Source organism: Halomonas elongata (genome assembly GCF_029081005.1).
Taxonomy (GTDB): domain Bacteria; phylum Pseudomonadota; class Gammaproteobacteria; order Pseudomonadales; family Halomonadaceae; genus Halomonas; species Halomonas elongata_B.
In genome coordinates this window covers 199,380-224,401 of the sequence record NZ_JAJQTQ010000004.1, presented here as the reverse complement: position 1 = coordinate 224,401, position 25,022 = coordinate 199,380, and the positions used below count along the sequence as shown (strand labels likewise).

23 protein-coding genes are annotated in these 25,022 nt (G+C 65.6%); 18 read left to right on the top strand and 5 right to left on the bottom strand.

What is annotated here, in order from left to right; genetic code table 11:
* Nucleotides 1-256: 256 nt before the first annotated feature.
* Complete coding sequence (gene tyrS / locus LU493_RS04930; protein ID WP_275286674.1) at nt 257-1,456, bottom strand: tyrosine--tRNA ligase; 1,200 nt, start codon at nt 1,454-1,456, stop codon at nt 257-259.
* 111 nt (nt 1,457-1,567) lie between these two features.
* On the opposite strand from tyrS, the gene LU493_RS04925 reads away from it, so the two are divergent.
* Nucleotides 1,568-2,698 (top strand): anhydro-N-acetylmuramic acid kinase, encoded by a 1,131-nt coding sequence (locus LU493_RS04925; protein WP_275286673.1) that lies wholly within the window; start codon nt 1,568-1,570, stop codon nt 2,696-2,698.
* Between the two features lie 8 nt (nt 2,699-2,706).
* On the opposite strand, the gene LU493_RS04920 is transcribed toward LU493_RS04925, so the two are convergent.
* Nucleotides 2,707-3,744: a type IV pilus twitching motility protein PilT gene (locus LU493_RS04920; protein WP_275286672.1), complete on the bottom strand. Its 1,038-nt coding sequence runs from the start codon at nt 3,742-3,744 to the stop codon at nt 2,707-2,709.
* A 54-nt stretch (nt 3,745-3,798) separates the two neighbouring features.
* On the opposite strand from LU493_RS04920, the gene LU493_RS04915 reads away from it, so the two are divergent.
* From LU493_RS04915 to LU493_RS04890, 6 genes are read left to right on the top strand one after another with little or no spacing between them, the layout of a single operon-like run.
* Nucleotides 3,799-4,503 carry a YggS family pyridoxal phosphate-dependent enzyme gene (locus LU493_RS04915; protein ID WP_275286671.1) on the top strand — a complete coding sequence of 235 codons (705 nt, stop codon included), beginning with the start codon at nt 3,799-3,801 and terminating at the stop codon, nt 4,501-4,503.
* Between the two features lie 60 nt (nt 4,504-4,563).
* On the top strand, nt 4,564-5,388 hold the full coding sequence (gene proC, locus LU493_RS04910) for a pyrroline-5-carboxylate reductase (protein WP_275286670.1): 825 nt from the start codon (nt 4,564-4,566) through the stop codon (nt 5,386-5,388).
* Between the two features lie 27 nt (nt 5,389-5,415).
* A complete protein-coding gene (locus LU493_RS04905; RefSeq protein WP_275286669.1) occupies nt 5,416-6,009 on the top strand; it encodes a YggT family protein in 594 nt (197 codons plus the stop codon).
* Between the two features lie 43 nt (nt 6,010-6,052).
* Nucleotides 6,053-7,210 carry a homoserine O-succinyltransferase MetX gene (metX, locus tag LU493_RS04900; RefSeq protein WP_275286668.1) on the top strand — a complete coding sequence of 386 codons (1,158 nt, stop codon included), beginning with the start codon at nt 6,053-6,055 and terminating at the stop codon, nt 7,208-7,210.
* 2 nt (nt 7,211-7,212) lie between these two features.
* Nucleotides 7,213-7,824, top strand: a complete 612-nt coding sequence (gene metW, locus LU493_RS04895) for a methionine biosynthesis protein MetW (protein WP_275286681.1) — start codon at nt 7,213-7,215, stop codon at nt 7,822-7,824.
* Nucleotides 7,811-9,154 (top strand): hypothetical protein, encoded by a 1,344-nt coding sequence (locus tag LU493_RS04890; protein ID WP_275286667.1) that lies wholly within the window; start codon nt 7,811-7,813, stop codon nt 9,152-9,154. The genes metW and LU493_RS04890 overlap by 14 nt, the downstream gene beginning before the upstream one ends.
* A gap of 10 nt (nt 9,155-9,164) precedes the next feature.
* On the opposite strand, the gene sfsA is transcribed toward LU493_RS04890, so the two are convergent.
* Together sfsA and LU493_RS04880 are read right to left on the bottom strand one after the other, a co-directional pair.
* Nucleotides 9,165-9,896 carry a DNA/RNA nuclease SfsA gene (sfsA, locus tag LU493_RS04885; RefSeq protein ID WP_275286666.1) on the bottom strand — a complete coding sequence of 244 codons (732 nt, stop codon included), beginning with the start codon at nt 9,894-9,896 and terminating at the stop codon, nt 9,165-9,167.
* Nucleotides 9,896-11,068 carry a pyridoxal phosphate-dependent aminotransferase gene (locus tag LU493_RS04880; RefSeq protein WP_275286665.1) on the bottom strand — a complete coding sequence of 391 codons (1,173 nt, stop codon included), beginning with the start codon at nt 11,066-11,068 and terminating at the stop codon, nt 9,896-9,898. Before LU493_RS04880 ends, sfsA begins: the two co-directional genes overlap by 1 nt.
* Before the next feature lie 265 nt (nt 11,069-11,333).
* Here LU493_RS04880 and dksA point away from each other — a divergent pair, with 265 nt between their 5' ends.
* The 11 genes from dksA (at nt 11,334) to LU493_RS04825 (ending at nt 23,720) form a co-directional block, all read left to right on the top strand.
* Nucleotides 11,334-11,771, top strand: a complete 438-nt coding sequence (gene dksA, locus LU493_RS04875; RefSeq protein WP_064700528.1) for an RNA polymerase-binding protein DksA — start codon at nt 11,334-11,336, stop codon at nt 11,769-11,771.
* A 124-nt stretch (nt 11,772-11,895) separates the two neighbouring features.
* A complete protein-coding gene (gluQRS, locus tag LU493_RS04870) occupies nt 11,896-12,792 on the top strand; it encodes a tRNA glutamyl-Q(34) synthetase GluQRS (protein ID WP_275286664.1) in 897 nt (298 codons plus the stop codon).
* Nucleotides 12,793-12,944: 152 nt separating this feature from the next.
* Entirely contained in the window at nt 12,945-13,124 is a 180-nt protein-coding gene (locus LU493_RS04865) for a hypothetical protein (protein WP_275286663.1), read from the top strand.
* Nucleotides 13,125-13,133: 9 nt separating this feature from the next.
* Nucleotides 13,134-16,094, top strand: a complete 2,961-nt coding sequence (locus tag LU493_RS04860) for an ATP-binding protein (protein WP_275286662.1) — start codon at nt 13,134-13,136, stop codon at nt 16,092-16,094.
* On the top strand, nt 16,072-17,457 hold the full coding sequence (locus tag LU493_RS04855; RefSeq protein WP_275286661.1) for a sigma-54-dependent transcriptional regulator: 1,386 nt from the start codon (nt 16,072-16,074) through the stop codon (nt 17,455-17,457). The genes LU493_RS04860 and LU493_RS04855 overlap by 23 nt, the downstream gene beginning before the upstream one ends.
* 877 nt (nt 17,458-18,334) lie before the next feature.
* Nucleotides 18,335-19,738 (top strand): polynucleotide adenylyltransferase PcnB, encoded by a 1,404-nt coding sequence (gene pcnB, locus LU493_RS04850; protein ID WP_275286660.1) that lies wholly within the window; start codon nt 18,335-18,337, stop codon nt 19,736-19,738.
* Nucleotides 19,735-20,238 carry a 2-amino-4-hydroxy-6-hydroxymethyldihydropteridine diphosphokinase gene (folK, locus tag LU493_RS04845; protein ID WP_275286659.1) on the top strand — a complete coding sequence of 168 codons (504 nt, stop codon included), beginning with the start codon at nt 19,735-19,737 and terminating at the stop codon, nt 20,236-20,238. The genes pcnB and folK overlap by 4 nt, the downstream gene beginning before the upstream one ends.
* A 114-nt stretch (nt 20,239-20,352) precedes the next feature.
* Entirely contained in the window at nt 20,353-21,144 is a 792-nt protein-coding gene (gene panB / locus LU493_RS04840; protein ID WP_275286658.1) for a 3-methyl-2-oxobutanoate hydroxymethyltransferase, read from the top strand.
* A complete protein-coding gene (gene panC / locus LU493_RS04835; RefSeq protein WP_275286657.1) occupies nt 21,144-21,992 on the top strand; it encodes a pantoate--beta-alanine ligase in 849 nt (282 codons plus the stop codon). Before panB ends, panC begins: the two co-directional genes overlap by 1 nt.
* 29 nt (nt 21,993-22,021) lie before the next feature.
* On the top strand, nt 22,022-22,402 hold the full coding sequence (gene panD / locus LU493_RS04830; RefSeq protein ID WP_275286656.1) for an aspartate 1-decarboxylase: 381 nt from the start codon (nt 22,022-22,024) through the stop codon (nt 22,400-22,402).
* A 142-nt stretch (nt 22,403-22,544) separates the two neighbouring features.
* Nucleotides 22,545-23,720 (top strand): acetyl-CoA C-acetyltransferase, encoded by a 1,176-nt coding sequence (locus LU493_RS04825; protein ID WP_275286655.1) that lies wholly within the window; start codon nt 22,545-22,547, stop codon nt 23,718-23,720.
* A 59-nt stretch (nt 23,721-23,779) separates the two neighbouring features.
* On the opposite strand, the gene LU493_RS04820 is transcribed toward LU493_RS04825, so the two are convergent.
* A complete protein-coding gene (locus tag LU493_RS04820; protein ID WP_275286654.1) occupies nt 23,780-24,973 on the bottom strand; it encodes an MFS transporter in 1,194 nt (397 codons plus the stop codon).
* Nucleotides 24,974-25,022: the final 49 nt, after the last annotated feature.

Genomic DNA, 25,022 nt, shown 5'->3' with positions numbered 1-25,022 from the left:
CAAAACAGGGGCTTCTACCACCCTTCACCGCTTGCGACGTTGACCCGTCGCCGGCAGCGGATGCGTACTTTACGGATCACGAGCCGGCTGTGCAAGCCCTTTGTGAAGAAAAGATCTCAAGGCGATGACAATTCATCCACATCCCCTGGCGACACATGGCGACTGTGTATAACGCGACCAGCGGCGACCGACGAAAACGCCCGCTCGCGGCGGGCGTTCATACCATCTGGCTCGGTGGCGTCGAACTGACGCGTAGTCAGGTAATCGTCACTCGCGCGTAGCGCTTCTTGCCCGCCTGGATCACGTAGCTGCGCCCGGCGGCCAATACATGATCCCGCGCCACCGCGTCTCCATCCACTTTGACACGTCCATTGCCCAGCATGTCCTTGGCCTGGGCACTGTTCTGCACCAGGCCGGCGCGATTGAGCACCGCGGCGATGGGCACCTCCGCACTGCCTTCGAAGTCGACATCCACTTCGGGCAGGTCCTCGGGCAATTCGCCATCGGCCAGTTGGTTACCGGCACTGCGGTGTGCATTGGCCGCGGCCTCCTCGCCGTGATAGCGGCCGATCAGCTCACGCGCCAGCGCCATCTTGACATCCCGGGGGTTCGCGCCCTGGTCGACGGATCGCTTGAGCGCATCGATTTCCTCGTTGCTCTTCAGGGACAGCAGATCGAAATAACGCCACATCAAGCTGTCGGGCATGGAGACCAGCTTGTTGAACATGGCACCCGGCGCTTCGTCGACCCCGACATAGTTGCCCAGCGACTTGGACATCTTCTGGACGCCATCCAGGCCCTCGAGCAACGGCATGGTAATGACGACCTGCGACTCCTGTTCGAAGTGCTTCTGTACCTCCCTGCCCATCAGCAGGTTGAATTTCTGGTCGGTACCGCCAAGCTCGATATCGGCTTCCAGCGCCACTGAGTCATAGCCTTGCACGAGCGGATAGAGAAACTCATGGATGGAAATCGACTGGCCGGCGCGATAACGCTTCTCGAAATCGTCTCGTTCGAGCATGCGCGCCACGGTACTCTGCGCCGCCAGCTCGATCATGTCGGCAGCGCTCATGCCGGAGAACCATTCGGCATTGAAACGCACTTCGGTCTTGGCAGGGTCGAGCACCTTGAAGACCTGCTCCTTGTAGGTCTCGGCGTTGGCCCGAACCTCTTCCTCGGTGAGCGGCTTGCGGGTGACGTTCTTGCCGGTGGGATCACCGATACGGCCGGTGAAATCACCGATCAGGAAAATGACGTCATGACCGAGATCCTGAAACTGGCGCATCTTGGTCAGCAACACACTATGCCCCAGATGCAGGTCCGGCGCGGTGGGGTCGAACCCCGCCTTGATACGCAGTGTACGGCCGGAGAGCAGCTTCTTCTCCAGCTCCTCCTCCAGCAGGATCTCGTGGGTACCGCGCTTGAGCAACGCTAGCGCGTCAGCTACATCGGTCATGCTCTCCTCTCCACTCGGCAAGGCGGTCCACTCGGGACCTTGATCGGCGACTGTATTTCGCCAATGCTATCATGCTCCGCAACGACGGTTGAGCCTAACCCGGGAGTCCTCATGAGCTTATTCATCGGCCTGATGTCCGGCACCAGCCTCGATGGCATCGACGCCGTCCTGGTCGACATCACCCCCGATACACCACCGCGGCTCCTGGCGACCCATGGCGAGCCGTTGCCCCCTCACCACCGTGATCTCCTGTGGCGACTCTGCCACACCGAACGCGTCGGCTTTGCCGAGCTGGCCCGTGCCGAGGCCGATTTCTCTCGACTGCAAGCCAGGGCAATCGATGCCTTGCTCGAGCAACAGGACATCCCGGCTTCGCGCATCACCGCCATCGGCAGCCACGGGCAGACCGTGGAGCACGCACCGGCGGGGCACGATGGCGGTCCCGCCTATACTCTGCAACTGGACAACCCCAGCCTGCTCGCCGAATTGACCGGCTGTCGCGTGGTCGCCGACTTCCGACGTCGCGATCTGGCCGCGGGCGGCCAGGCCGCTCCTCTGGCACCAGCCTTTCATCAGGCCGTCTTTCGGGCTCCCGGCGAATGGCGCGTCATCCTCAATCTCGGTGGCTTCGCCAATCTCACCCTACTGCCGCCCGAGGGGGACCCCCGATCGCCACTGGGCTTCGACACCGGCCCCGCCAATGCACTGCTGGATGCCTGGCACACTCGGCATCGTGGCGGGCATTTCGACGAGAACGGCGCCTGGGCGGCCTCGGGACACGTGGACGACGTCCTCCTCGAGCGTCTCCTGGAAGAGCCCTTCTTTCATCAACCGCCACCGCGCAGCACGGGACGAGAACTGTTCAACCTCGACTGGCTGGAGGCACGGCTGTCGGGATACGAGCGCCCACAGGACGTACAGGCGACGCTGGCAGAACTCACGGCCACCAGCATCGCACTGGGCATCGAGATGGCCCGCCAACGCCTCGACGCCCCGCCGATCGATCGACTGATTCCCTGCGGGGGCGGCGCCCACAACCCCGATCTGCTGGCGAGGCTGGCCAGACGATTACCCGACACGCCCCTGGAAGATAGCGCCAGCCTCGGTTGGCCCGCCGATTGGCTGGAGGCGGGGGCCTTCGCCTGGCTGGCCTGGCGCCGAATCGAACAGTTGCCAGGCAACCTGCCCTCGGTCACCGGCGCCGCTGGACCACGCATCCTGGGGGGGGTCTACGCGCCTTGACGCTGCCTCTACAGGCCCGGCAAGGGGGACCGTGCACAGGACTGCGCCTCGTCACGTTCCACCACACCATCGGCAACCAGCCGGGCCAACGCCGCATCCAGTGTCTGCATGCCCTGAGCGGCGCCGGTCTGCAACACCGAGTAGAGTTGTGCCACCTTGTCCTCGCGAATCAGGTTGCGGACCGCCGGCGTGGCGACCATGAGCTCATGAGCCGCCACACGCCCGCCGCCTCGGCGCTTCAACAACACTTGCGATACCACCGCTTGCAGGGACTCCGACAGCATCGACCGCACCATGTCCTGTTCCGCGCCGGGGAAGGCATCGATGATGCGATCGATGGTCTTGGTCGCGGAGAGCGTATGCAGGGTCCCCAGCACCAGATGACCGGTCTCGGCGGCGGTCAGCGCCAATCGCATGGTATCCAGGTCACGCATCTCGCCGACCAGGATGACATCGGGATCCTCGCGCAGGGCACCGCGCAGGGCGGCGGCGAAACTACGGGTATCCCGCGAGACCTCACGCTGGCTGACCAGGCACCGTTTGCCGTGATGCACGAACTCCACCGGATCCTCGATGGTCAGGATGTGCTCATGTCGCGCCTCGTTGATGGCATCGACGATCGCCGCCAGGGTCGTGCTCTTGCCCGACCCGGTGGGTCCCGTCACCAGAACCAGGCCTCGACGCAACTCGGCCAGATGCCCCAGGGACTCCGCCATGCCGAGCTCGGCCAGCCCCCTCACATCGACGGGAATGGTGCGAAATACCGCTCCGATGCCACGATCGTGCTGGAAGACATTGCCGCGGAAACGTGCCACCCCCGGGAGCTCCAGGGCAACATCGGCCTCCAGCTCGGCCTCGAACGCGGCCCAGCGTTGCTCGCCGAGCAATGCCCGAAGATCCCGGCGCAACGCCTGGTCATCGGCGACCGGCACTCCGAGTGTTTCCAGTTCACCGTCGACGCGTATCATCGGCACCATGCCCGCCGAAAGATGCAGATCGGAAGCACCCCGCTTTGCCGAGGATGCCAGCAGTTCGGTAATATCCATGCGATTCCCTCGCTCCCTGCATAGGGGTTCCTGTTGCATGACGGACCACACGACATGACGGATCCGGCGCTCTCCGAGTCCTTGACCGACGCTCGCGAACGCCTCGCGGCGGCACTGCGAACCGCGAGTCGTCCCGACGACGACGCGCGCCTGCTGGCGGTCAGCAAGACAAAACCCGCGGCCATGATCCGCGAGGCCTGGCAGCTCGGGCAGCGCGAGTTCGGCGAAAACTATGTCCAGGAAGCCCTGGACAAGCAGGCCGAGCTGGCGGACCTGAGCGATATCGTCTGGCATTTCATCGGCCCCTTGCAGTCCAACAAGAGCCGCACCGTCGCCGAACACTTCGCCTGGATACATAGCGTAGACCGGGAAAGGCTCGCACGACGCCTCGATGCGCAACGTCCAGCATCGCTGCCCCCCTTGAACGTCTGTCTGCAGGTCAACATCAGCGACGAGACCAGCAAGTCAGGCGTCACGCTCGCCGAGCTGCCGGCCCTGGCCGATGCCGTGCACGCCTTGCCGAATCTTCGGCTGCGTGGCCTGATGGCGATTCCGGCACCCGGCGTCGACCCGAGGGAGCAACGTCGTCCCTTCGCCCGACTGCGCGAGGCCCTCGAGTCACTGCGAACACGACACCCCGAGGCGCCGCTGGATACGCTCTCGATGGGCATGAGCGACGACATGGAGGCAGCCGTGATGGAAGGCGCCACCCTGGTGCGACTGGGCACCGCCATCTTCGGCGCACGCCAGCGCCCCTGAAGTTTCACGCCCGCCGGCGCGCCGTCGGGCCACTATCGTCACCGACACAGGACAGACCGCATGGCAAGCCAAGTCACCTTCATCGGCGCCGGCAACATGGCCGGCGCGATCATCGGCGGGATGATCGACAGCGGTTACGCCCGCGACGCCATTACCGCCACCTCACCCGATGACAGCGTGCTCGCGCCGCTGCGCGAACGCCTGGGCATCCACACCGAGACCGACAACGCCAGCGCCGTGGCCCGGGCCGACGTGGTGGTCCTGGCGGTCAAGCCACAGATCATGCAGAACGTCTGTACCGACATGCGCGATGCCATTCAGGCGCGCAAACCGCTGATCCTCTCGGTGGCAGCCGGCCTGCCTGCCGACACCCTGGAGCACTGGCTCGGTGGGGAGCTGCCGGTGGTACGCTGCATGCCCAACACCCCGTCACTGGTCGGTGCCGGCGCCGCCGGTCTCTATGCCAACGCCCGGGTAACGGACGATCAGCGGCGCATCGCCGGTGAGCTGCTCGAGGCCGTGGGGTTGGCCGAATGGGTCGATGACGAGGCACTGCTCGACGCCGTGACGGCCGTCTCCGGTAGCGCCCCGGCCTACTTTTTCCTGATGTTCGAAGCCATGGAACAGGCCGGCGCCGACCTCGGCCTGCCCGCCGAGACGGCACGCCGACTCGCCATGCAGACCGCCTACGGCGCCGCCCGCATGGCCATGGACAGCGACAAGACACCAGGCGAGCTCAAGCGCAACGTGATGTCGCCCGGCGGCACCACCGAGCGTGCCATCGAACATATGGAGAGCGCGGGCCTGCGCGACATCATGCAAGGCGCGATGCGTGCCTGCGCCGAACGCGCGGGCGAAATGGCCGACGAACTCGGCAAGCGCTGAAACCACCACGGACACGGAGGAGCCCTGATGGGCAGTCAACTGGGAAGCGCCGGCCTGCTGCTGGTCAACACCCTCGTCAATATCTACCTGTTCCTGCTGATGCTGCGCTTTCTGCTGCAGGCATCACGGGCCGACTACTACAACCCCATCAGCCAGTCGGTGGTCAAGATCACCCAGCCGGCGGTGCGTCCCTTCCAGAGCTTTCTGGGGCCGGTAATGGGACGCTTCGACCTGGCCACCCTCGCCAGCGGCCTGGTCCTCAAGCTCATCGCCATCATCGCCATCCTGCAGATCGCGGGCTATGGCATGGCGCCACTGGACAGCCTGGCCATCGGCGCGGTCGCCGCGCTGGCCAACGCCATCCTCAAGATCTACTTCTTCGCGCTGATCGCGATGATCATCCTCAGTTGGGTGGCTCCCCGGGCCAGTCATCCCGGGGCACTCTTGATCATGCAACTGGTGGAACCGATCATGGCACCGGTGCGCCGCGTCATCCCGCCGCTGGGCATGCTCGACCTGTCACCCATCGTGGTGTTCATCGCCATCAATCTGATCGATGGTATCGTGGTCGGCTCGCTGATCCGTGCCGCCGGCGTCGTCGGTGTACTGGTCGGCCTCTAGGACTTCATACATAACACCATAACCACGGGACACGACACGCCTGATGACCGAGATGCCTCGCGAGTCGGTCGGCCTGGTGACGCCAATCACGGCACACTTCGACGACCCCCTGGAGCTGGCCTGCGGCAAGACGCTGCCGGCCTATGACCTGGTCTACGAGACCTACGGCACACTGAACGCCGAACGCAGCAATGCCGTGCTGATCTGTCACGCTCTGTCCGGCCATCATCACGCCGCCGGTTTCCATTCAGCGGAGGATCGCAAGCCCGGCTGGTGGGATGCTCACATCGGGCCGGGCAAGTCCATCGATACCGAGCGTTTCTTCGTGGTGTCGTTGAACAATCTCGGCGGCTGCCACGGCAGCACCGGGCCGACCAGCCTCAACCCGGAAACCGGAGCCCCCTGGGGCCCCGACTTCCCGATGATGACGGTGCTCGACTGGGTGCACAGCCAGGCACGGCTGGCCGATCGTCTCGGCATCCAGCGCTTCGCCGCCATCATCGGCGGTAGCCTTGGCGGCATGCAGGTGCTTCAGTGGGCCCTCTCCTACCCCGACCGCATCGCCCATGCCGGGGTGATCGCGGCGACCCCCAAGCTGTCGGCACAGAACATCGCCTTCAACGAGGTCGCCCGCCAGGCCATCCGCTCGGATCCCGACTTCTTCGACGGCCGCTATGCCGACCATGACACCCTGCCCCGACGGGGCCTCAAGCTGGCCCGCATGGTCGGCCACATCACCTACCTGTCGGAAGACGCCATGGGCAGCAAGTTCGGCCGTGATCTGCGCAGCACGGACCTCAACTTCGGCTATGGCGTGGAATTCCAGGTGGAGTCCTACCTCCGCCACCAGGGCGATACGTTCTCGTCATCCTTCGATGCCCATACCTATCTGCTGATGACCAAGGCCCTGGACTACTTCGACCCCGCCGCCAATCATGAGGGTGATCTGGCCGCGGCCCTGGCACCGGCAAGCTGCCCCTTCCTGGTGGTCAGCTTCTCCAGCGACTGGCGCTTCCCTCCATCGCGTTCCAAGGAGCTGGTCAATGCTCTGATCCGGGCCGACAAGTCGGTCAGCTATGCCAATATCGACTCGCCACACGGCCACGACGCCTTCCTGTTGCCCGAACCCCGCTACCAGGCGGTGTTCGCCGCCTTCATGGACCGTGTCGCCCACGACCAGGGTCTGGAGGAACGCCCATGATGATGCGCACCGATCTGAAGCTGATCTATGACTGGGTCCCGCAAGGCGCCCGCCTGCTCGACCTGGGGTGTGGCGACGGCGCGTTGCTGGCCGCCCTGGCACACGACAAGGACGTCACCGGCTACGGCCTGGAGATCGACCCCGACGGCATCACCCGCTGTCTGGCTCGCGGCGTCAATGTCATCGAGCAGAACCTCGATGAAGGACTGGCCAATTTCGAGGACGATGCCTGTGACCTGGTGGTGATGACCCAGGCCCTGCAGGCCCTGCGCCGCCCCGACCGGATGCTCGACGAGATGCTGCGCGTCGCCGAGGAATGCATCATCACCTTCCCCAACTTTGCCTACTGGCGTCACCGGGTGCACCTCGGGTTGCGCGGCTACATGCCCGTCTCGAAATCCCTGCCCCACGCCTGGTACGACACACCCAACATTCACCTGTCGACCTTCAACGACTTCGAACACCTGTGTCGCCAGAAGGACCTGGTAATCGTCGACCGGGCGGTGGGTGCCGGCGATTACCGCGACCACTGGGCCTCGCGGCTGTGGCCCAACCTGCTCGGCGAGATCGCCATCTTCCGCGTTACCCGCCGGAGCTCCCGTGCCGCCCCCTGAGGTGTCTCACACTTCGGACATCGCCTGTTCGCGCCTTGGCGATGCTCTGAACGCCTGCGCACAGGGTTCCCCCGTCGGTCTCGAGCTGCTGGCCCGCCATAGCGTCCCTCAACTGCTGGCGGTGGCCGAGCAGTTCCTCGAGATGCCCGACGACATCGAGGCCGTGGTACAGGATACGCTCGAGCTCGCCTGGCATGATGTGTGGCGCTACCGGCCCGCCGATGAGGGGCCCGAACATTGGCTGATGCGTATCTTCGCCAGCCGCCTCAACAGCCAGCTGGAAGCCCCCGGGCTGGCCTCGTCCAGCCCCGACAGGCCGTCGCTCGGCACCGGGACAGATCCCGTCGTCGTGTTGCCACCCCCGATATCCCTGCCCGAGGCCTTGTCTCCGAACCGCCTCTGCGCCATGGCCGAACGCCTGCCGCCGGCAAGCACCAGCGCCGGGCTGAAGGCACGCCTGACCGATACCCTGGCGCTGCTCCGTAGCGCCAGGGACATGCCTTCCACGCCCAGTGGCGAGCCCGCGGATCCCCGACTGTTCTCGCCGGCCATCGCCTCCCGCATGCGCCTGTCGCGCCTGAGTCGACGCACGATGCAGGAACTGAACCGTTATGTCGCTCGACCGCTGGAACACGGTGCCTTCGCGTTGTGGCGGCATCAGGCTCCCGGAGGCGCCTGGGTCGAGAAGCAGGGCCTGCCTCGCCATGTGATCGAGGATCGCTATGCCAGCAGGCTGGACGTCAAGGTGTCGCCGCGAGAGCTGTTGCACCAGCTCGACTACCAGGGCGCCTTCCCCGACCGCAAGCGCCGCCACCGGGTCGGTAATCGTCTGCTCTGGGGTGGAAACTGGGATTCATCCCTGCAGCCCTTTCTCGCCAGTCGTCGCATGCACTTCATCGCCGATATCTGGCACCACCGTCGTCGACCGGAGCAGAGTCACAGCTACCATCGACTCGCCGAGCAGCTGGCACGAGGCAAGCCCATTGTCTCCCATTCCGATGGCATCATGCTCGACCGTCCGGAACGCATCCTGGCGTATCTACGGCGCTACCGGCTGTACATGGAGTCCATCGCCTGTTTCGGCTTCGATGATCGACTGAGCAAGGATCCTCTGGGGGTGGCAGTGGACCGGCACGGGCACCTGGTCAAGACCAACAAGGGCCTGCATCGTCTGGCCATGAGTCAGGTGATCGGCGTGTCGAGCATCCGGGTGCGGGTACGCGCCATTCACCGTCGATGGTGGCACCGAACCGCCGGCGAGGCGTGTGGCCAGGAGGCCCTGGACAGGGTGTTGTCGGCCCTGCCTCATTGTCGCCCACGGGTCGATTGATCACGCCTCGTCAGGCCAGTCTCACCGGCAGCGCCTTGCCCAGGCTGATGGTCAGCGGAGCCCCGTCACCGTCCCGAACGATCCGGATGCCACGTGCCATGACCTCCACGCCTTGCCCCACCACCCGCACCAGGGTCTCGGCATAGGCCGGATCCAGGTGGCCCGCCGGCGCCACATCGGCAATGGCCTCGTGGGCCACGAGGAAAAGCAGGACGGCTCGCTGCCCCTCCGCGGCCAGGGTCGCCAGCGTGTCCAGGTGCTTGCGCCCACGCTCGCTGACCGCATCGGGGAAGTAGCCATGGCCATCGTCTTCGCGCAGCGTCACCTGCTTGACCTCGACGAAGGTATCGCCCCCCTCTTCGCCCGGGCGACGAAAATCCAGCCGAGCCCCTTCGACACGCGCCTCCCGACGCCATTCGCCGGCACCGGCCAGTTCGTCGACCGCCTCCGCCCGCAACGCTTCCTCGACGATGCGATTGGCGCGTCCCGTATGTACCGAGGCCAGCGCCATGCGGCCATCCGGCTGAGGCAGTTCGATCAGTTCCCAGGTCCAGGCCAGCTTGCGCTCGGGGTTGTCGCTCGGCGCCAGCCAGACCCGACAACCGGGCACGTTGACCGCTCGCATCGAGCCGGTATTGGGGCAGTGGGCGACCACCTCACGCCCATCGTCGAGACGCACATCGGCCAGGAAGCGCTTGTAACGACGCAGCAGGGTACCGGGCACCAGCTCGGGATAACGCATCAGCGCTGTCCCCGCCGGCGTGTCAGGAAGCGCCCGAGCCGTCCGACCGCCTCCTCCAGCCGGCCGACACCGGTGGTGAAGGCGATGCGCACATGATGTTCGCCGCCATGCAGGGCAAAATCGGTCCCCGGCGTGATGGCGACGTCCTCCTCCTCGAGCAATTGCCGACAGAAGGCCTCGCTGTCGTCGCTGTAGCGGGAGATGTCCAACCACAGGTAGAAGGCCCCCTGGGGCGGCAGGGACGGCGCCAGCCCCAGGGCGGCCAGGCCATCGAGCAGGGCGTCGCGACGGCGCTGCAACTCGGCGCGACGTCGTTCGAGGATCTCCAGGCACTCGGGACGGAAGGCCGCCAGGGCAGCGTGTTGCGCCGGCGTGGACGCGGCCAGGAACACATTCTGCGCCAGTCGGCAGAGTGGCTCGACCGCGGCCTCGGGCGCGACCAGCCAGCCCAGGCGCCAGCCGGTCATGCCGAAGTACTTGGAGAAACTGTTGACGACGAAGGCCTCCGGCGCCACCGCCGCCGCCGACAGAGGCGCGAGATCATAGGTCAGCCCCTGATAGATCTCGTCGACCAGCAGGTACCCGTCGCGCTCGGCCACCGCCCCCGCCACGCTGGCCAGCCGATCGGCATCGAGCATGTGGCCGGTCGGGTTCGATGGCGTGGCCAGCATGGCCAGCCGGGTGCTGTCTCGCCAATGCTTCGCCACCAGTCCGGCATCCAGTTGCCAACCGCTCTCCCCGCCGACCGGTACGGCATCGATCTCGGCACCGGCCAGCGCCATGAAGTGGCGATTGCAGGGATAGGTGGGATCGGCCATCAGGACACGGTCGCCAGACGCCACCAGCAACTGGCTGGCCAGCAGCAACGCGCCGGAGGCGCCGGGCGTGACCAGGATACGCTCGGGCGCCACCGAGGCGCCGAAGCGCTCGGCATAGTGTGCCGCGATGGCCTCGCGCAATGCCGGCAGGCCTGCGGCCGGCGTGTAGCGGGTGTGGCCTTCGCTCAGGGCCATCCGTCCCGCCTCCACGACCGGCGCCGGCGTCGGAAAATCCGGCTCGCCGATCTCCAGGTGGATGACATCGTGTCCGGCCGCTTCGCGCGCCTGGGCGGTTTCCAGCAGGTTCATCACGCGGAAGGGGGCGACGCCCTCCAGACGCGGACTCCAGGACATGACTGTCTCCTCTGCACGTGAACTCATGAGTGCCGCCGGCGGGCATCTTTCTCGCTCGCCATGGTCAAACAGGGTCAACATCGGCATGTTACGACGTTTGGCATGCCGACGCAGTTTCCCGGATCGGTCTTCTGGACCGGTCTCCATGAAACATGGGTCTTGCAAAGTCGCCATTTTTTCGCTAAACAAGCATCCCTTTGGCGTGAGATACCTTAGCATCGCGGCGGGTATTGATCAGCAGTCACTAAAGTAGCGAGGCAGTCCCATGCCAGTAGCCGAACAGAAGATGGAAGCGCCCAAGAAATTCACCCCGTACGAGCCTGCGGCGGGTGAAGAGTACATGAACGAGAAGCAGCTCGAGCACTTCCGGCAGATCCTGCTGGGCTGGAAACAGGAGTTGATGGAGGAGGTGGACCGCACGGTTCGCCACCTGCAGGAAGAAGCCAACAACTACGCCGACCCGGCCGATCGTGCCACCCAGGAAGAGGGCTTCAGCCTGGAGCTGCGCACCCGGGACCGTGAGCGCAAGCTGCTGAAGAAGATCAACGAGACCATTGAGAAGATCGACGAGGACGACTACGGCTTCTGCGAGGCCTGTGGCGTCGAGATCGGCATTCGCCGCCTCGAGGCGCGTCCCACCGCAACGCTGTGCGTCGACTGCAAGACCCTCGCCGAACTCAAGGAAAAACAGCTCGGCGGTTGAAACGGCGCTGTCATCGGTTTTCCGCGCCGGGCCCGGGTGGCCCGGCGTCCCTTCACCCGGAAGGGGCTGACGACATGCCGCGGGCATGCAAGCCACACTTCCCTGATCCGCCCCGGAGCCGTCCATGCGCGTCTACCGTGGCCGCTTCGCTCCCACGCCCTCTGGCCCCTTGCACTTCGGTTCGCTGATCGCGGCGCTGGCCAGCTACCTCGATGCCCGTCGACAACAGGGCCACTGGCTATTGCGCATCGAGGACATCGATCCTCCCCGTTGCCCGGCCGGGGCGGCAGATACCATTCTGCGCCAGCTCGAGGCCTTCGGGCTGCACTGGGACGGTCCGGTCCACTGGCAACATGAGCGAGGCGATGCCTACCGCGAGGCGCTCTCCAGGCTCGAGGCGCAGGGGCTGGCCTACCCCTGCAGTTGCTCACGCAAGCAATGGCGGGATCATCCCGTCTATCCTGGCTGGTGCCGGACGGCCCCCCGCGAGCCGGACAAGCCGCTGGCCTGGCGACTGCGCTGCGACCTCGGCCCGACCCCGATCATCTGGCAGGACCGGCTGTTCGGCTTGCAACGCTTCGACCCCAGCGCCCTCGGCGATGTGGTCCTCAAGCGCAAGGACGGCCTCTGGGCCTATCAGTTGGCCGTGGTGGCGGACGACGGGGACCAGGGCATCACCGACGTGGTACGCGGCTTCGACCTGCTGGACAACACCCCCTGGCAACGCCAGTTGCAGCATGCCCTGGCACTCCCGGAGCCTCGTTATCTGCACCTGCCATTGATCCTCGGTGACAATGGGCAGAAGCTGTCGAAGCAGAACCTGGCGCCGGCCCTTCCGGAACAGGAGGACGCCGTGCGTCCCCTGCTGCATCGTGCCCTGGTCGCCCTGGACCAGGCGCCGCCTTCGGCCCTGGCCACCGAACCGGTGACCGCGCAACTCGACTGGGCCGTCGCGCACTGGTCGCCTCGTTCCCTGCAGGCCACGGCGGAACGGCGTGAACCCAGGCACAATGCTCTTTAGGGAGCGCTGATTTATGTCGCGAGCGATGATAGGTTGGCGACCGCCGGAACGGAAATACCGGAGTTTACACGTGAGTAAATGAGGATATTGAGTACCGCCGGCAGCCAAGATATCGAGCACAGCAATAAATCAGCGTTTCCTTAGGGAGTGACATGTACGTCTACCGCATCATGCTATTCCTGGTCTTCGGCGGTTACCTGTTCTCGCCGCTGTTGATGAGCGGCTGGGCCAATCCCGGTGCTGCCTGGTATCGCCCCTTTCTCATCTGGGGCGGGCTGATCGCCCTGACCCTGTGGCTGGAACAGAAACGCAAGCTCGATGAAAGACGCTAGGATACGGCAATGAGTCTGAACCTCCCTGGCCTGCTCGCGCTCGGCGTCGGCTATCTGTCATTGCTGTTCCTCTGCGCACTGGCCGTCGATCGCGGCTGGCTGCCGAGCCGCCTGGTACGTCATCCGGCGGTCTACACCCTGGCGCTTGGCGTCTACGCCAGTGCCTGGGCGGTCTACGGCAGCCTCGAGTTCGCCAGCCGTTATGGGTTCGGCTATCTGTCCTACTACCTGGGGGTTGCCGGTGCCTTCCTGCTGGCCCCGGTGTTGCTGGTGCCGATCCAGCGCATGACCCGTACCCATCAGCTTTCTTCGCTGGCCGACCTGTTCGCCTTTCGCTTCCGTTCACGCTGGGTCGGCACCCTGCTGACCCTGGTCAGCCTGCTGGCCGTGTTGCCCTTGCTGGCCTTGCAGATACAGACCATGGGCCATGCCATCCACCATCTCAGCGGTGTCGGCTCGCCCTCCCTGCTCGCCCTGGGTTTCAGTCTGCTGATCGCCTTGTTCGCCATGCTGTTCGGTGCCCGCCATTCGCACCTCAGCGCCCGACACGACAGTCTGCTGGCGGCGATCGCCCTGGAGTCACTGGTCAAGCTGGCCGCCATGCTGGCCCTCGGTGCCGTTGCCCTCTTCGGTGTCTTCGAGGGCCCCGCCGACCTTCAGACCTGGCTCGATGGTGCCGGCCACGTCGACCAGACCCGCATCGCCCAGCTCGATCCGGCCCAATGGCGTACGCTGTTGCTGCTGTTCTTCTCCGCGGCCTTCCTGATGCCGCACATGTTTCACATCACCTTCGCCGAGACCCTCGACCGACGCACCCTGCTCCAGTCCAGCTGGGCACTGCCGCTGTTCCTGCTGTTGATGGCCCTTCCGGTGCCGCTGATCCTGTGGGCCACACAGCGCCTGGGGGTCGACGAAGTAGGCGCCGGCGCCGCCTACCTGGCCTTCGGCCTGTCCTCATCATGGTGGGTCGGCGGCCTGGCCTTCATCGCCGGCCTGGCCGCGGCGAGCGGCACCATGATCATCATCTCGCTGGCCTTGTCGGGGATGATCCTCAACCACCTGGTGCTGGTGGCACATCCGCCCATTGCCCAGCCCGATCTCTATCGCTGGTTGCGCTGGCTGCGCCGCGGGCTGATCGCCGCGGTGATCGTCGGCGGCTGGCTGTTCTATCGCCTGGTCGGCGTGCGCCACGACCTCTCGACCCTGGGACTGGCCTCCTTCGTCGGCATGGCCCAGTGCCTGCCGGGCATGCTGGCCCTGCTGTACTGGCCCGGCGCCAATCGCAAGGGCATGGTAGCCGGGCTCGCAGTGGGCATGACGATCTGGCTGGCCGGCCTGTGGGTTCCCCTGCTCACCGACTATCCGGCGATGGTGCTCCTGCCGCCGGGGCTGGAGGTCCTGGCCGGCGAACCCGCCTGGTACAGCGTCACCCTGATCTCGCTGGCGGCGAACATCCTGACCTTCATCCTCGTTTCCCTGGCCACCCGAACCTCAGCGGGAGAACGCGCGGCGGCCGAGGCATGCTCCGTGGATGCCGTGGTGCGCCCAATGCGGCTCCCCCTGGTCGCCACCAATGGCGCCGAATTCAAGCGCCACCTGACGCGCGTGCTGGGCGAGGACGTGGCCAATCGCGAGGTGGAGCGCGCCTTGACCGCTCTCGGCCTGTCGCCTCTGGACGGACGCCCCTATGCCCTGCGCCGCCTGCGCGACCGCATCCAGGCCAATCTCTCCGGTCTGATGGGACCCTCGGTCGCCCAGGACATCGTCGATCGCTGCCTGCCCTATCGACATAACGGCCCCAGCGCCACCGAGGACATCCACTTCGTCGAAAGCCGACTGGAAGCCTATCGCTCGCGACTCACCGGCCTGGCGCGAGAGCTCGACGGCCTGCGACGCTACCACCGGCGCACCCTGACCCGACTGCCCATCGGCCTGTGCGCCTTCGGCGAGGATGGCGAGTTGCTGATGTGGAACGATGCGCTCGCCGAGCTTTCCGGCATCGAGGGAGACTCGGTGATCGGTGCGCACCGCGACACCCTTCCCGCGCCCTGGAACGACCTGCTCGGCCAGATTCTCGCCGCGCCGCAGGGCCGCCTCTACAAGCAGCCGGCCAGCCTGTCACGGGGCGAACGTTACCTGACCCTGCACCGCGCCGGCCTGCAGGGCGAACAAGGAGAAGACGGTGGCAATGTCATCCTCGTGGAGGATCACAGCGAGATGAAGTGGCTGGAAGACGAGCTGGTCCACGCAGCCCGTCTCGCCTCCATCGGTCAGTTGGCGGCCGGCGTCGCCCACGAGATCGGCAACCCCATCACCGGCATCTCCTCGCTGGCCCAGAATCTGCGTTACGACACCGACGACCCCGCCCTGCTGGAGACCGCCGACCAGATCCAGGTCTTGACCGACCGCGTCTCGAAGATCGTCGGCTCACTGGTCGGTTTCGCCCATGGAGGCCGGCATGTCGCCGGTGCGGACTTCGCGCCCACCTCCATGGCCAGTGTCACCGACGAGGCCCTGCACTTGATCCGGCTCGCCCGCTCGGGGGAGGATGTCCGATATGAGAACCGCTGCCCGACCGACCAGGCCGTCATCGGGGACGCACAACGCCTGCAGCAGGTGATGATCAATCTGCTGGGCAATGCCCGGGATGCCAGCGAACCGGAAGATCGCGTCATCGTCGATGCCACACCGGAAGGCCAGTGCCTGCACCTGACCATCACCGACGAAGGCCACGGCATCGACCCGGGGATGCGCGATCACCTGTTCGAGCCCTTCACCACGACCAAACCGGCGGGTGAGGGCACGGGGCTGGGGCTGCCGCTGGTCTACAGCATCGTCGCCGAGCATGATGGCCAGATCGAGATCGAGTCCCCTCCTGCCGGACAGGCCAGCGGTACGCGCATCCACCTGTGGCTGCCCCTCCATCCAGAGAATGGCGAAAGCACCCATGAGCCGGATCCTGATCGTTGAAGACGAAGCTATCATTCGCAGCGCCCTGAGGCGCCTGCTGGAACGTCACGACCATGGCGTCAGTGAAGCCGGCTCCGTGGCCGAGGCCCGCGAGCTCGACCCACAACGCTTCGACCTGGTGATCAGTGACCTGCGCCTGCCCGGTGACCCCGGTACCGACCTCATCGGCCTCGCCGCTCCGGTGCCAGTACTGATCATGACCAGCTACGCCAGCATGCGCTCGGCCGTGGAAGCCCTCAAGCTCGGCGCGGTGGACTACGTCGCCAAGCCGTTCGACCATGACGAGCTGCTCGAAACCGTCTCCCGCGTTCTGCACCAGCAAGCCACTCGGCAGGCCGCACCGCCCGATGTCACCGACCAGGGTGGCCAGCAGCAGACGATGATCGGTGGCTGCCCGGCCATGCAGGTCGTCTATTCGCGCATCCGCAAGACCGCGCCCGCCGATGTCACCGTGCTGATCCAGGGGGAATCCGGTACCGGCAAGGAACTGGTGGCCCGCGCGCTACATCAACAGAGCAAGCGCGCCGCCGCGCCCCTGATCTGCGTCAATTGCGCGGCCATTCCCGAGACACTGATCGAGTCCGAACTGTTCGGTCACGAGAAAGGCGCCTTCACTGGCGCCAATGCCGCTCGCACCGGCCTGGTGGAGGCCGCCGACCATGGCACCCTGTTTCTCGACGAGATCGGCGAGCTGCCACCCGACGCCCAGGCCCGCCTGCTGCGCGTCCTGCAGGAAGGTGAGATTCGCAAGATCGGCTCGGTGGAGACGCGACACGTCAACGTTCGCCTGATCGCCGCCACGCACCGGGACCTGCATGCGCTGTCGAAGACCGGTGAATTTCGCCTCGACCTGTATTATCGCCTCAATGTGATGCAGATCGACCTCCCGCCGTTGCGAGATCGTGAAGATGACATCCTGGAAATCGCCGATTCGCTGCTCACCAAGGCGTGCCGTCGTCACGACCGCGAAGGCCTGCGACTCTCCCGGGCCGCCCGACGCGTCATCCGCGACTTTCCCTGGCCCGGCAACGTCCGTGAGCTGGAAAATGCCCTGGAGCGTGGTGTCATCCTCGCCGAAAGCCATCTCATCCATCCCGACGATCTGGGTCTCACCCCCCCACCACGCCCGGCCCCTGCGCCCACTGCCAAGGTGGCGACCCTCGAGGATTCACTGGAAGGCGACGAGGACCCCGAGGACCTTTCCCTGGAAGACTATTTCCAGCACTTCGTGCTGGAACACCAGGATCAGATGAGCGAAACCGAGCTGGCCCAGAAACTTGGCATCAGCCGCAAGTGCCTGTGGGAACGCCGTCAGCGCCTGGGCATTCCCCGCAAGAAAGGCCCCCGGCGCAACGTCGGCTGATCCGTCACCCTGCACCCTCGACTAAAGTGCAAGCCCCGCACCTCCTGAGCCAAGACCTTGCTCATGTGGCCCCGGGCCGACATCACGCACCATTTGTTACCTTCTCACACAGCCTGCGCGCCATCTCGGGGCAGTCCGGGTAACACCGCCCCTGCACTTTCCCGGTGACAAAATGATGAAAAATAACAACTAACTGAAAAAAAAGGATTTTTTAATCAATGGCACAGGCCGTGCAACACTTATGGGCAAGAAAAACAAATCCGGATGTCACCGACGGCCCCAACAACAACAACGGCCAGGCACGGTGACGGGACCCGAACCAACAACAACAAGCCCTTCGGGTCGAGACACTTGGGCGCCATGCCGACAACAAGAACAGCAACGGCAATGGACGCGAGTCCTTCGAGGTCAATAACAACAAGAACTCGAAGCCCGGAAGATCAGGACGCGACGCACCGACAACCGGCCGACAACAAGAACAAGGGCCGTCAGGGTGCACTCCCGGTAACAACAACAAGCCACCGGGGGAAGGTATGCCAGGCATGCCGTCGTGCTTGGATTATTGTTTTGAATACGAGGCGGTCGCCGCCAGGAACGTCAATAAAGACAACAACATGCTTGCCTGAGACTCCTTGGTGACTGTGGTGCGTATTCAAGGCGATGCGCCATCACGAAGAAGAACCAGCAGCAGGGATGCTGCACCTTGCTTGATCCAGGGGAGGCCTGCCGGCCTCCCCTTTCTGTATGCGTTCAGACTGCCGCCATGGCGTGCCCACGAGACGCTTGGGTCCGACGCACGACAGGCTCACGCTTTGCAAGGTGTCGGGTGTCCGCTACACTCAACGCTTTTCGTACTCCCGCGAGTCGACAACACCGCATGATCAAAGGTTTTACCCGCTTTCTGCAGAGTCCTGGCGAGCATCTCAAGTCGCTGTTCGGCCCTCAGGATGCGCCGGCCGGAGGCCCTGTGCTGCGCATCATTCCCCGCGATGAACATCCTGTATCGCGTCAGCTGTTCAGTGACGCGGCTCTCAAGGTGCTGTACCGCCTGCACAATGCCGGGTTCGAGGCCTTCCTGGTCGGCGGCTGCATCCGCGACGCCCTCCTGGGCCGCATGCCCAAGGATTTCGACGTGGCCACCAATGCCACGCCGGAAGAGGTGCGCGGCCTGTTCCGCAACTCACGCATCATCGGGCGCCGCTTCCGTATCGTCCATGTCCGCTTCGGTCGCGAGGTCATCGAGGTCACCACCTTCCGGGGCAAACCCGGTGATGACCACGGTGACCATATCGCCCAGCAATCCGACGACGGCATGCTGCTGCGCGACAATGTCTGGGGCGACATCGAGGAAGACGCCCTGCGCCGCGACTTCACGATCAATGCGCTGTATTACAATATCGCCGATTTCTCGATTCATGATTTCGCGGACGGGGTGCGCGATATCGATGCCCGCACCCTGCGCTTGATCGGCGATCCGGCCACTCGCTACCGGGAAGACCCAGTGCGCATGCTGCGCGCCGTGCGCTTCGCCGCCAAACTCGACTTCAGTCTGGCCAGCGCCACCGAAGCGCCGATCGAGGAACTCGCCCCGCTGCTCCTGCAGGTACCGCCGGCCCGGCTGTTCGATGAGGTGCTCAAGCTGTTCATGGGCGGCCACGGTGTCGAGACCTTCCACCTGCTGCGGGAATACGGGCTGTTCGCCATGCTGTTCCCCGAGGCCGACGAAGCCTTCGCCGAGCTGCCCTGGGCCGAGGGCTTGATCGAGCAGGCCCTGGCCAGCACCGACAAGCGCGTTCAGGAAGAACGCCCGGTGACGCCGGCCTTTCTGTTCGCCGCCCTGTTGTGGGGCCCGGTCCAGTTACGCCAACGCGACTATGAGCGGGACGAGGACATGCCACCGATCCCCGCGCTCCAGGCGGCATCACAGCGCGTGGTATCGCGCCAGCTGCAGCACATCTCCATCCCCAAGCGCTTCAGCCTGCCGATGCGCGATATCTGGGACCTGCAGCAACGCTTGCCATCGCGTCGGGGCAAGCGCGCCTTCCAGACCCGCGACCATCCCCGCTTCCGTGCCGCCTACGACTTCCTGTTGCTGCGCGAGGCCGCCGGCGAGATCCCCCCGGGACTCGGCGACTGGTGGACCGCCTTTCAGCAGGCCGATGAACACGAGCAACGCCGCCTGCTCGGCAAGGTCGACGCCGACCCGGCCGGGACCCCGGCCCCGCGCAAGCGTCGTCGACGCCGCAGGCGCAAGCCGCGCAACCCCACCGACGACACATGAGCCTTGCCTGGATCGGCCTCGGCAGCAATCTGGATGCGCCGCGAGCCCATGTCGAACGCGCCCTGGACGAGCTGGACCAGTTGCCCCTGACCCGTCGACGACGCGCCTCGCATCTTTATGCCACCCGGCCTGTCGGCCCGGCGGACCAGCCTGACTTCATCAACGCAGTGGCCCAGTTGGAGACACGCCTGTCGCCACTGGCCCTGCTCGATCAACTGCAGGCCCTCGAACAGCGCCATGGTCGGGTTCGCGAACGACGCTGGGGGCCACGTACCCTGGACCTGGACCTTCTGCTCTTCGATGACCAGTGTCTTGTCACGCCTCGCTTGACGCTTCCGCACCCGGAGATGGCACAGCGAGCCTTCGTGCTGGTGCCATTGGCCGAGACTGCCCCGACCCTGGTCCTTCCGGACGGTCATGATGTCGCCTCCCTGGCGGCAAGCCTGTCGGAAGAGGCGCCACCGGCGAGGGTATCACCTAGAATGTTACCCCAGATCTGACAACACCCGGGCTATGTTACCTATCGACACTTCAGCTGGATTAAGGTAACAATCATGGGTTACACAATGGCTCCGGTCCCCGCCGGCTGGCCGACAACATAACGAGAGCACGCCATGAAAACCGTCACCCTGAGCACGCTGCAGGCCCACAAGCGCGCCGGTGAAGCCTTCAGCTGCCTGACCGCCTACGATACCACCTTCGCCCATGCCGCCAGTGAGGCCGGCATCGAGGTTCTCCTGGTCGGAGACTCTCTGGGTATGGTGCTGCAGGGGCATTCCAGCACCCTGCCGGTGACCCTCGACGACATCTGCTACCACACCCGCTGCGTGGCCCGTGGCAAGGGGGCCAGCCTGCTGATGGTCGACCTGCCCTTCATGAGCAACGCCACCACCGAGCGCCTGCTCCAGGATGCCGGCGAGTTGATGCGCGCCGGTGCCGAGATGATCAAGGTGGAAGGCGAGGCCTGGATGGCCGAAGGCGTGCGGGAACTGACGCGCCGTGGCGTGCCGGTCTGCGCCCACCTGGGACTCACGCCGCAGACCGTCCATCAGCTGGGCGGTTACAAGGTTCAGGGCCGTGATGCCGACCAGGCCACGCGCATCCTCGAGGACGCCCGCGCCCTGGTCGACGCCGGCGCTTCGGTGATCCTGCTGGAGTGCGTTCCCGCCAGCCTGGGACGTGCCGTCACCGACGCACTCGATGTCCCGGTCATCGGCATCGGCGCCGGCCCCGACACCGACGGCCAGATCCTGGTCATGCACGATATCCTGGGGGTGACCCCGGGGCGCAGCCCCCGCTTCGTGAAGGACTTCATGGCCGAGGCCGATGACATCCCGGATGCCTTCCGCCATTACCATGAGGCGGTCAAGACGCGTCGCTTCCCGGCCGAGGAGCACAGTTTCTGATGCAATGCCTACAGGAGATCCACGCACTGCGCGACGCCCTGACCAGTCACCGCCGGGCAGGGCAGACCATCGGCCTGGTGCCGACCATGGGCAATCTGCACGAAGGACACCTCGCGCTGGTCGCCGAGGCCCGTCGACGTGCCGATGTCGTGGTGGCCACCATTTTCGTCAATCCGACGCAGTTCGGCCCCGACGAGGATCTGGACGCCTATCCTCGGACCCTGGAAGCGGACCGGCAAAAGCTTGTCGAAGCCGGCTGTGACCTGCTGTTCGCCCCCGATGAGTCCACGCTCTATCCACGCGGAGGACATGCACAGACCCGTGTCAGCGTGCCGGACGTCTCGGAAGGCTTGTGCGGGGGCTCACGGCCGGGCCACTTCGACGGCGTGGCGACCGTCGTGACCATGCTCTTCAACCTGGTCCAGCCCGACCTGGCCTGCTTCGGCGAGAAGGACTACCAGCAGCTGGCGGTCATCCGGCGCCTGGTGGCCGACCTCCATCTTCCGGTCGAGGTGATCGGCGTGCCCATCGTGCGCGACCGGGACGGCCTGGCGCTGTCATCGCGCAACGGCTACCTGAATACCGAACAGCGCCACACGGCCGCCGCCCTTCAGCGAACCCTGCGCGAGCTGCGTGATGCCCTGGAAGGCGGCGCGGCGCTCGATACCACCCTCGCCACAGGACTGGCCCGCCTGCGCGAAGCTGGCTTCGAGCCCGACTACCTGGAACTGCGCGCCACCGACCTGGGCCCGGTCGACGCATCGACGCGCGACGCCGTGCTGCTCGCCGCGGCACGACTCGGCCCGACACGCCTGATCGACAACCTGAGCCTGACCCTGCCGCATTGAAGCGGGGCACCGACAAGAGGAGTTCATCCATGCTGACCCATATGCTCAAGGCCAAGCTGCACATGGCCCGCGTCACCCATGCCGTGCTCAACTACGAAGGCTCCTGTGCCATCGATGGCGAATTGCTCGACATGTCCGGCATCCGCGAAAACGAGCAGATCCAGATCTACAACGTCGAGAACGGACAGCGTTTCACCACCTACGCCATCCGCGCCGAGGAAGGCTCCGGGACGATCTCGGTGAACGGTGCCGCCGCACACCTGGCGAGCGAGGGCCAACGGGTCATCATCTGCAGCTACGCCATGTACACCGATGCCGAACTCGCGTCCCATCAACCGGCCCTGGTCTATCTGCAGGAAGGCAACGCCATCAGCCACACCAGCAATGCCATTCCCGTCCAGCTGGCCTGAGCGAAGACGCCGTCGGGTGGGGCTTCCGTCAGGCCCCTCATACGGAAGTTCAGTGCCTTTCGACCACCCGAGGATTGCCGCAGCGCACAATGGTCGCCTATCCTGAAAGCCAGCACGTCCGCAAATTTCAGGAGTCATGACCATGTCAGAAGTGGTGATCGTCGCCGCACGTCGCACCGCCGTCGGCGCCTTCGGCGGTTCTCTCGCCGGTATTCCCGCCAGCGATCTGGGAGCCCACGTCATCAAGGACATCCTCGCCGGCACCGGCGTGGCCGCCGACCAGGTGGATGAAGTCCTGCTCGGTCAGGTACTGACGGCCGGCACCGGCCAGAATCCGGCCCGCCAGGCCTCCATCAAGGCCGGGCTGCCCGAAGCCGTGCCGGCCATGACCATCAACAAGGTCTGCGGCTCCGGCCTCAAGGCGCTCCACCTGGCCACCCAGGCGATCCGCTGCGGCGATGCCGAGCTGATCCTGGCCGGCGGCCAGGAGAACATGTCGCTCTCTCCCCACGTACTCCCCAACTCGCGCAACGGCCAGCGCATGGGCGACTGGAAGGCCATCGACTCGATGGTCCACGACGGCCTGTGGGATGCCTTCAACGACTACCACATGGGCATCACCGCCGAGAACCTGGCCGAGAAGTACGGCATCACTCGCGAGGCGATGGACGAATTCGCCGCCGGCTCACAGCAGAAGGCCGCCGCCGCCATTCGCGAAGGACGTTTCCAGAGCCAGATCGCGCCCCTGGATATCCCTCAGCGCAAGGGCGACCCGGTACGTTTCGATACCGACGAGAATCCTCGTGAGGTGACCGCCGAGAAGCTCGGCACCATGCGCCCGGCCTTCAAGAAGGAGGGGGCCGTCACCGCCGGCAACGCCTCCGCGCTCAATGACGGTGCCGCCGTGGTGATGATGTGCAGCGCGGAAAAGGCCGAGGCGCTCGGTCTCACGCCCCTGGCGCGCATCAAGGCTTATGCCAATGCCGGCGTCGATCCCGCCATCATGGGCATCGGTCCCGCCCCGGCCACACGCCGCTGCATGGAGCGCGCCGGCTGGAGCCTCGACGAGCTTGACCTGATCGAAGCCAACGAGGCCTTCGCCGCCCAGGCGCTGTCGGTGAACAAGGAGCTCGGCTGGGACACCGACAAGGTCAACGTCAACGGCGGCGCCATCGCGCTCGGCCATCCCATCGGCGCCTCCGGCTGCCGCATCCTGGTCACCCTCGTGCACGAGATGATCGCCCGCGACGCCCACAAGGGCCTGGCGACCCTGTGCATCGGTGGCGGACAGGGCGTGGCACTGGCCATCGAACGCTGAACGACGAGCCGCCACCGTCAGACCAGACCGGGTGATGCCCCCGCGCTCGGGGGCATTGTCTATCTCGTCTTCTCGCCTACCACACTGGCCGGCGTGCGCAGCACCAGCAGCGTGGCCGCCAGGAAGAACCCGCCGGCCATCCAGGTCACACCCGGCAGGCTGATGCCGTCGACGACGCGTCCGCCGACCATGGCGCCCAGGCCGATCGACAGGTTGAACACGAAGGCCATCAACGCGGTGGCGGCCTCGGTATTCGGGGCCGTGCGCAGGATCCAGGTCTGGATGCTGACCGAGACGCTGCCGAACACCGCCCCCCAGCCCATCAGGAGTGCCACGCCCCCCACCGGCTGCCCACCGAGCCACGAGAAACTGCCGACGACCAGCAGCAGCAGGCCCGGTATCGCCAGCACCGCGCGATAGGGGTGGTAACCGGCGAAGGCGCCGGCGGCCACGTTCCCGACGATCCCTGCCGCGCCATAGAGCAAGAGCAGGCTGCCGATATCCGTCCGCGCAATGCCGCTGATCTGCTGCAGGATAGGACTGATGAAGGTGTAGGCGGAGAAGTGGCCGACGACCACCAGCCCCGTGGCGATCACCGCCACCCGCACGCCACGATGGCCCAGTTGCTGGCCGAGCATCCGCAGCCGTACCGGTTCGGTGGGCGGAAGCCGGGGCAGCCAGACCCACAATGCCAGGGCGGTGACCAGACTCAAGGCCCCCAGGGCGCCGAAGGCGACCCGCCAATGACTGTATTCCCCCAGCAGGGTCCCCGCCGGCACGCCCAGCACCGAGGCGGCAGCCACCCCGCCGAAGATCACGGTCATCGCCCTGGGCACCTTGTCGGCCGCCACCAGGCGAGGCGCGATGCCGCCGGCGATGGCCCAGAAGCCTCCGATGCTCATGCCCACCAGCACCCGGGCACCCAACAGCACCACGAAGCTATCGGCCAATACCGACAGGACGCTACCCGCGACCATCAACAGCATCAGGCCGGTCAACATGACGCGGCGATCCAGGCGTCCCACGGCAACCGGCAACAACGGTGCCGAGAAGGCCGCGACCACACCGGGCACCGTGACCATCAAACCGGCCAGGCCCGGCGTCACCCCCAGGGAGGCGGCGACCTGCGACAACAGGCCGATCGGCAGTTGCTCGGCGGTCACCAGCAGGAAGATGCCGGTCATCACCGCCACCACCCCCCACCAGTGCGAGCCGGCCGCTTCCTGGACGCCCACCGTCCGCCCGTCTTCCATGATATATCTCCCTCGATGGCCAGAACGAAACCGCCCTCGCAGCTTGCGC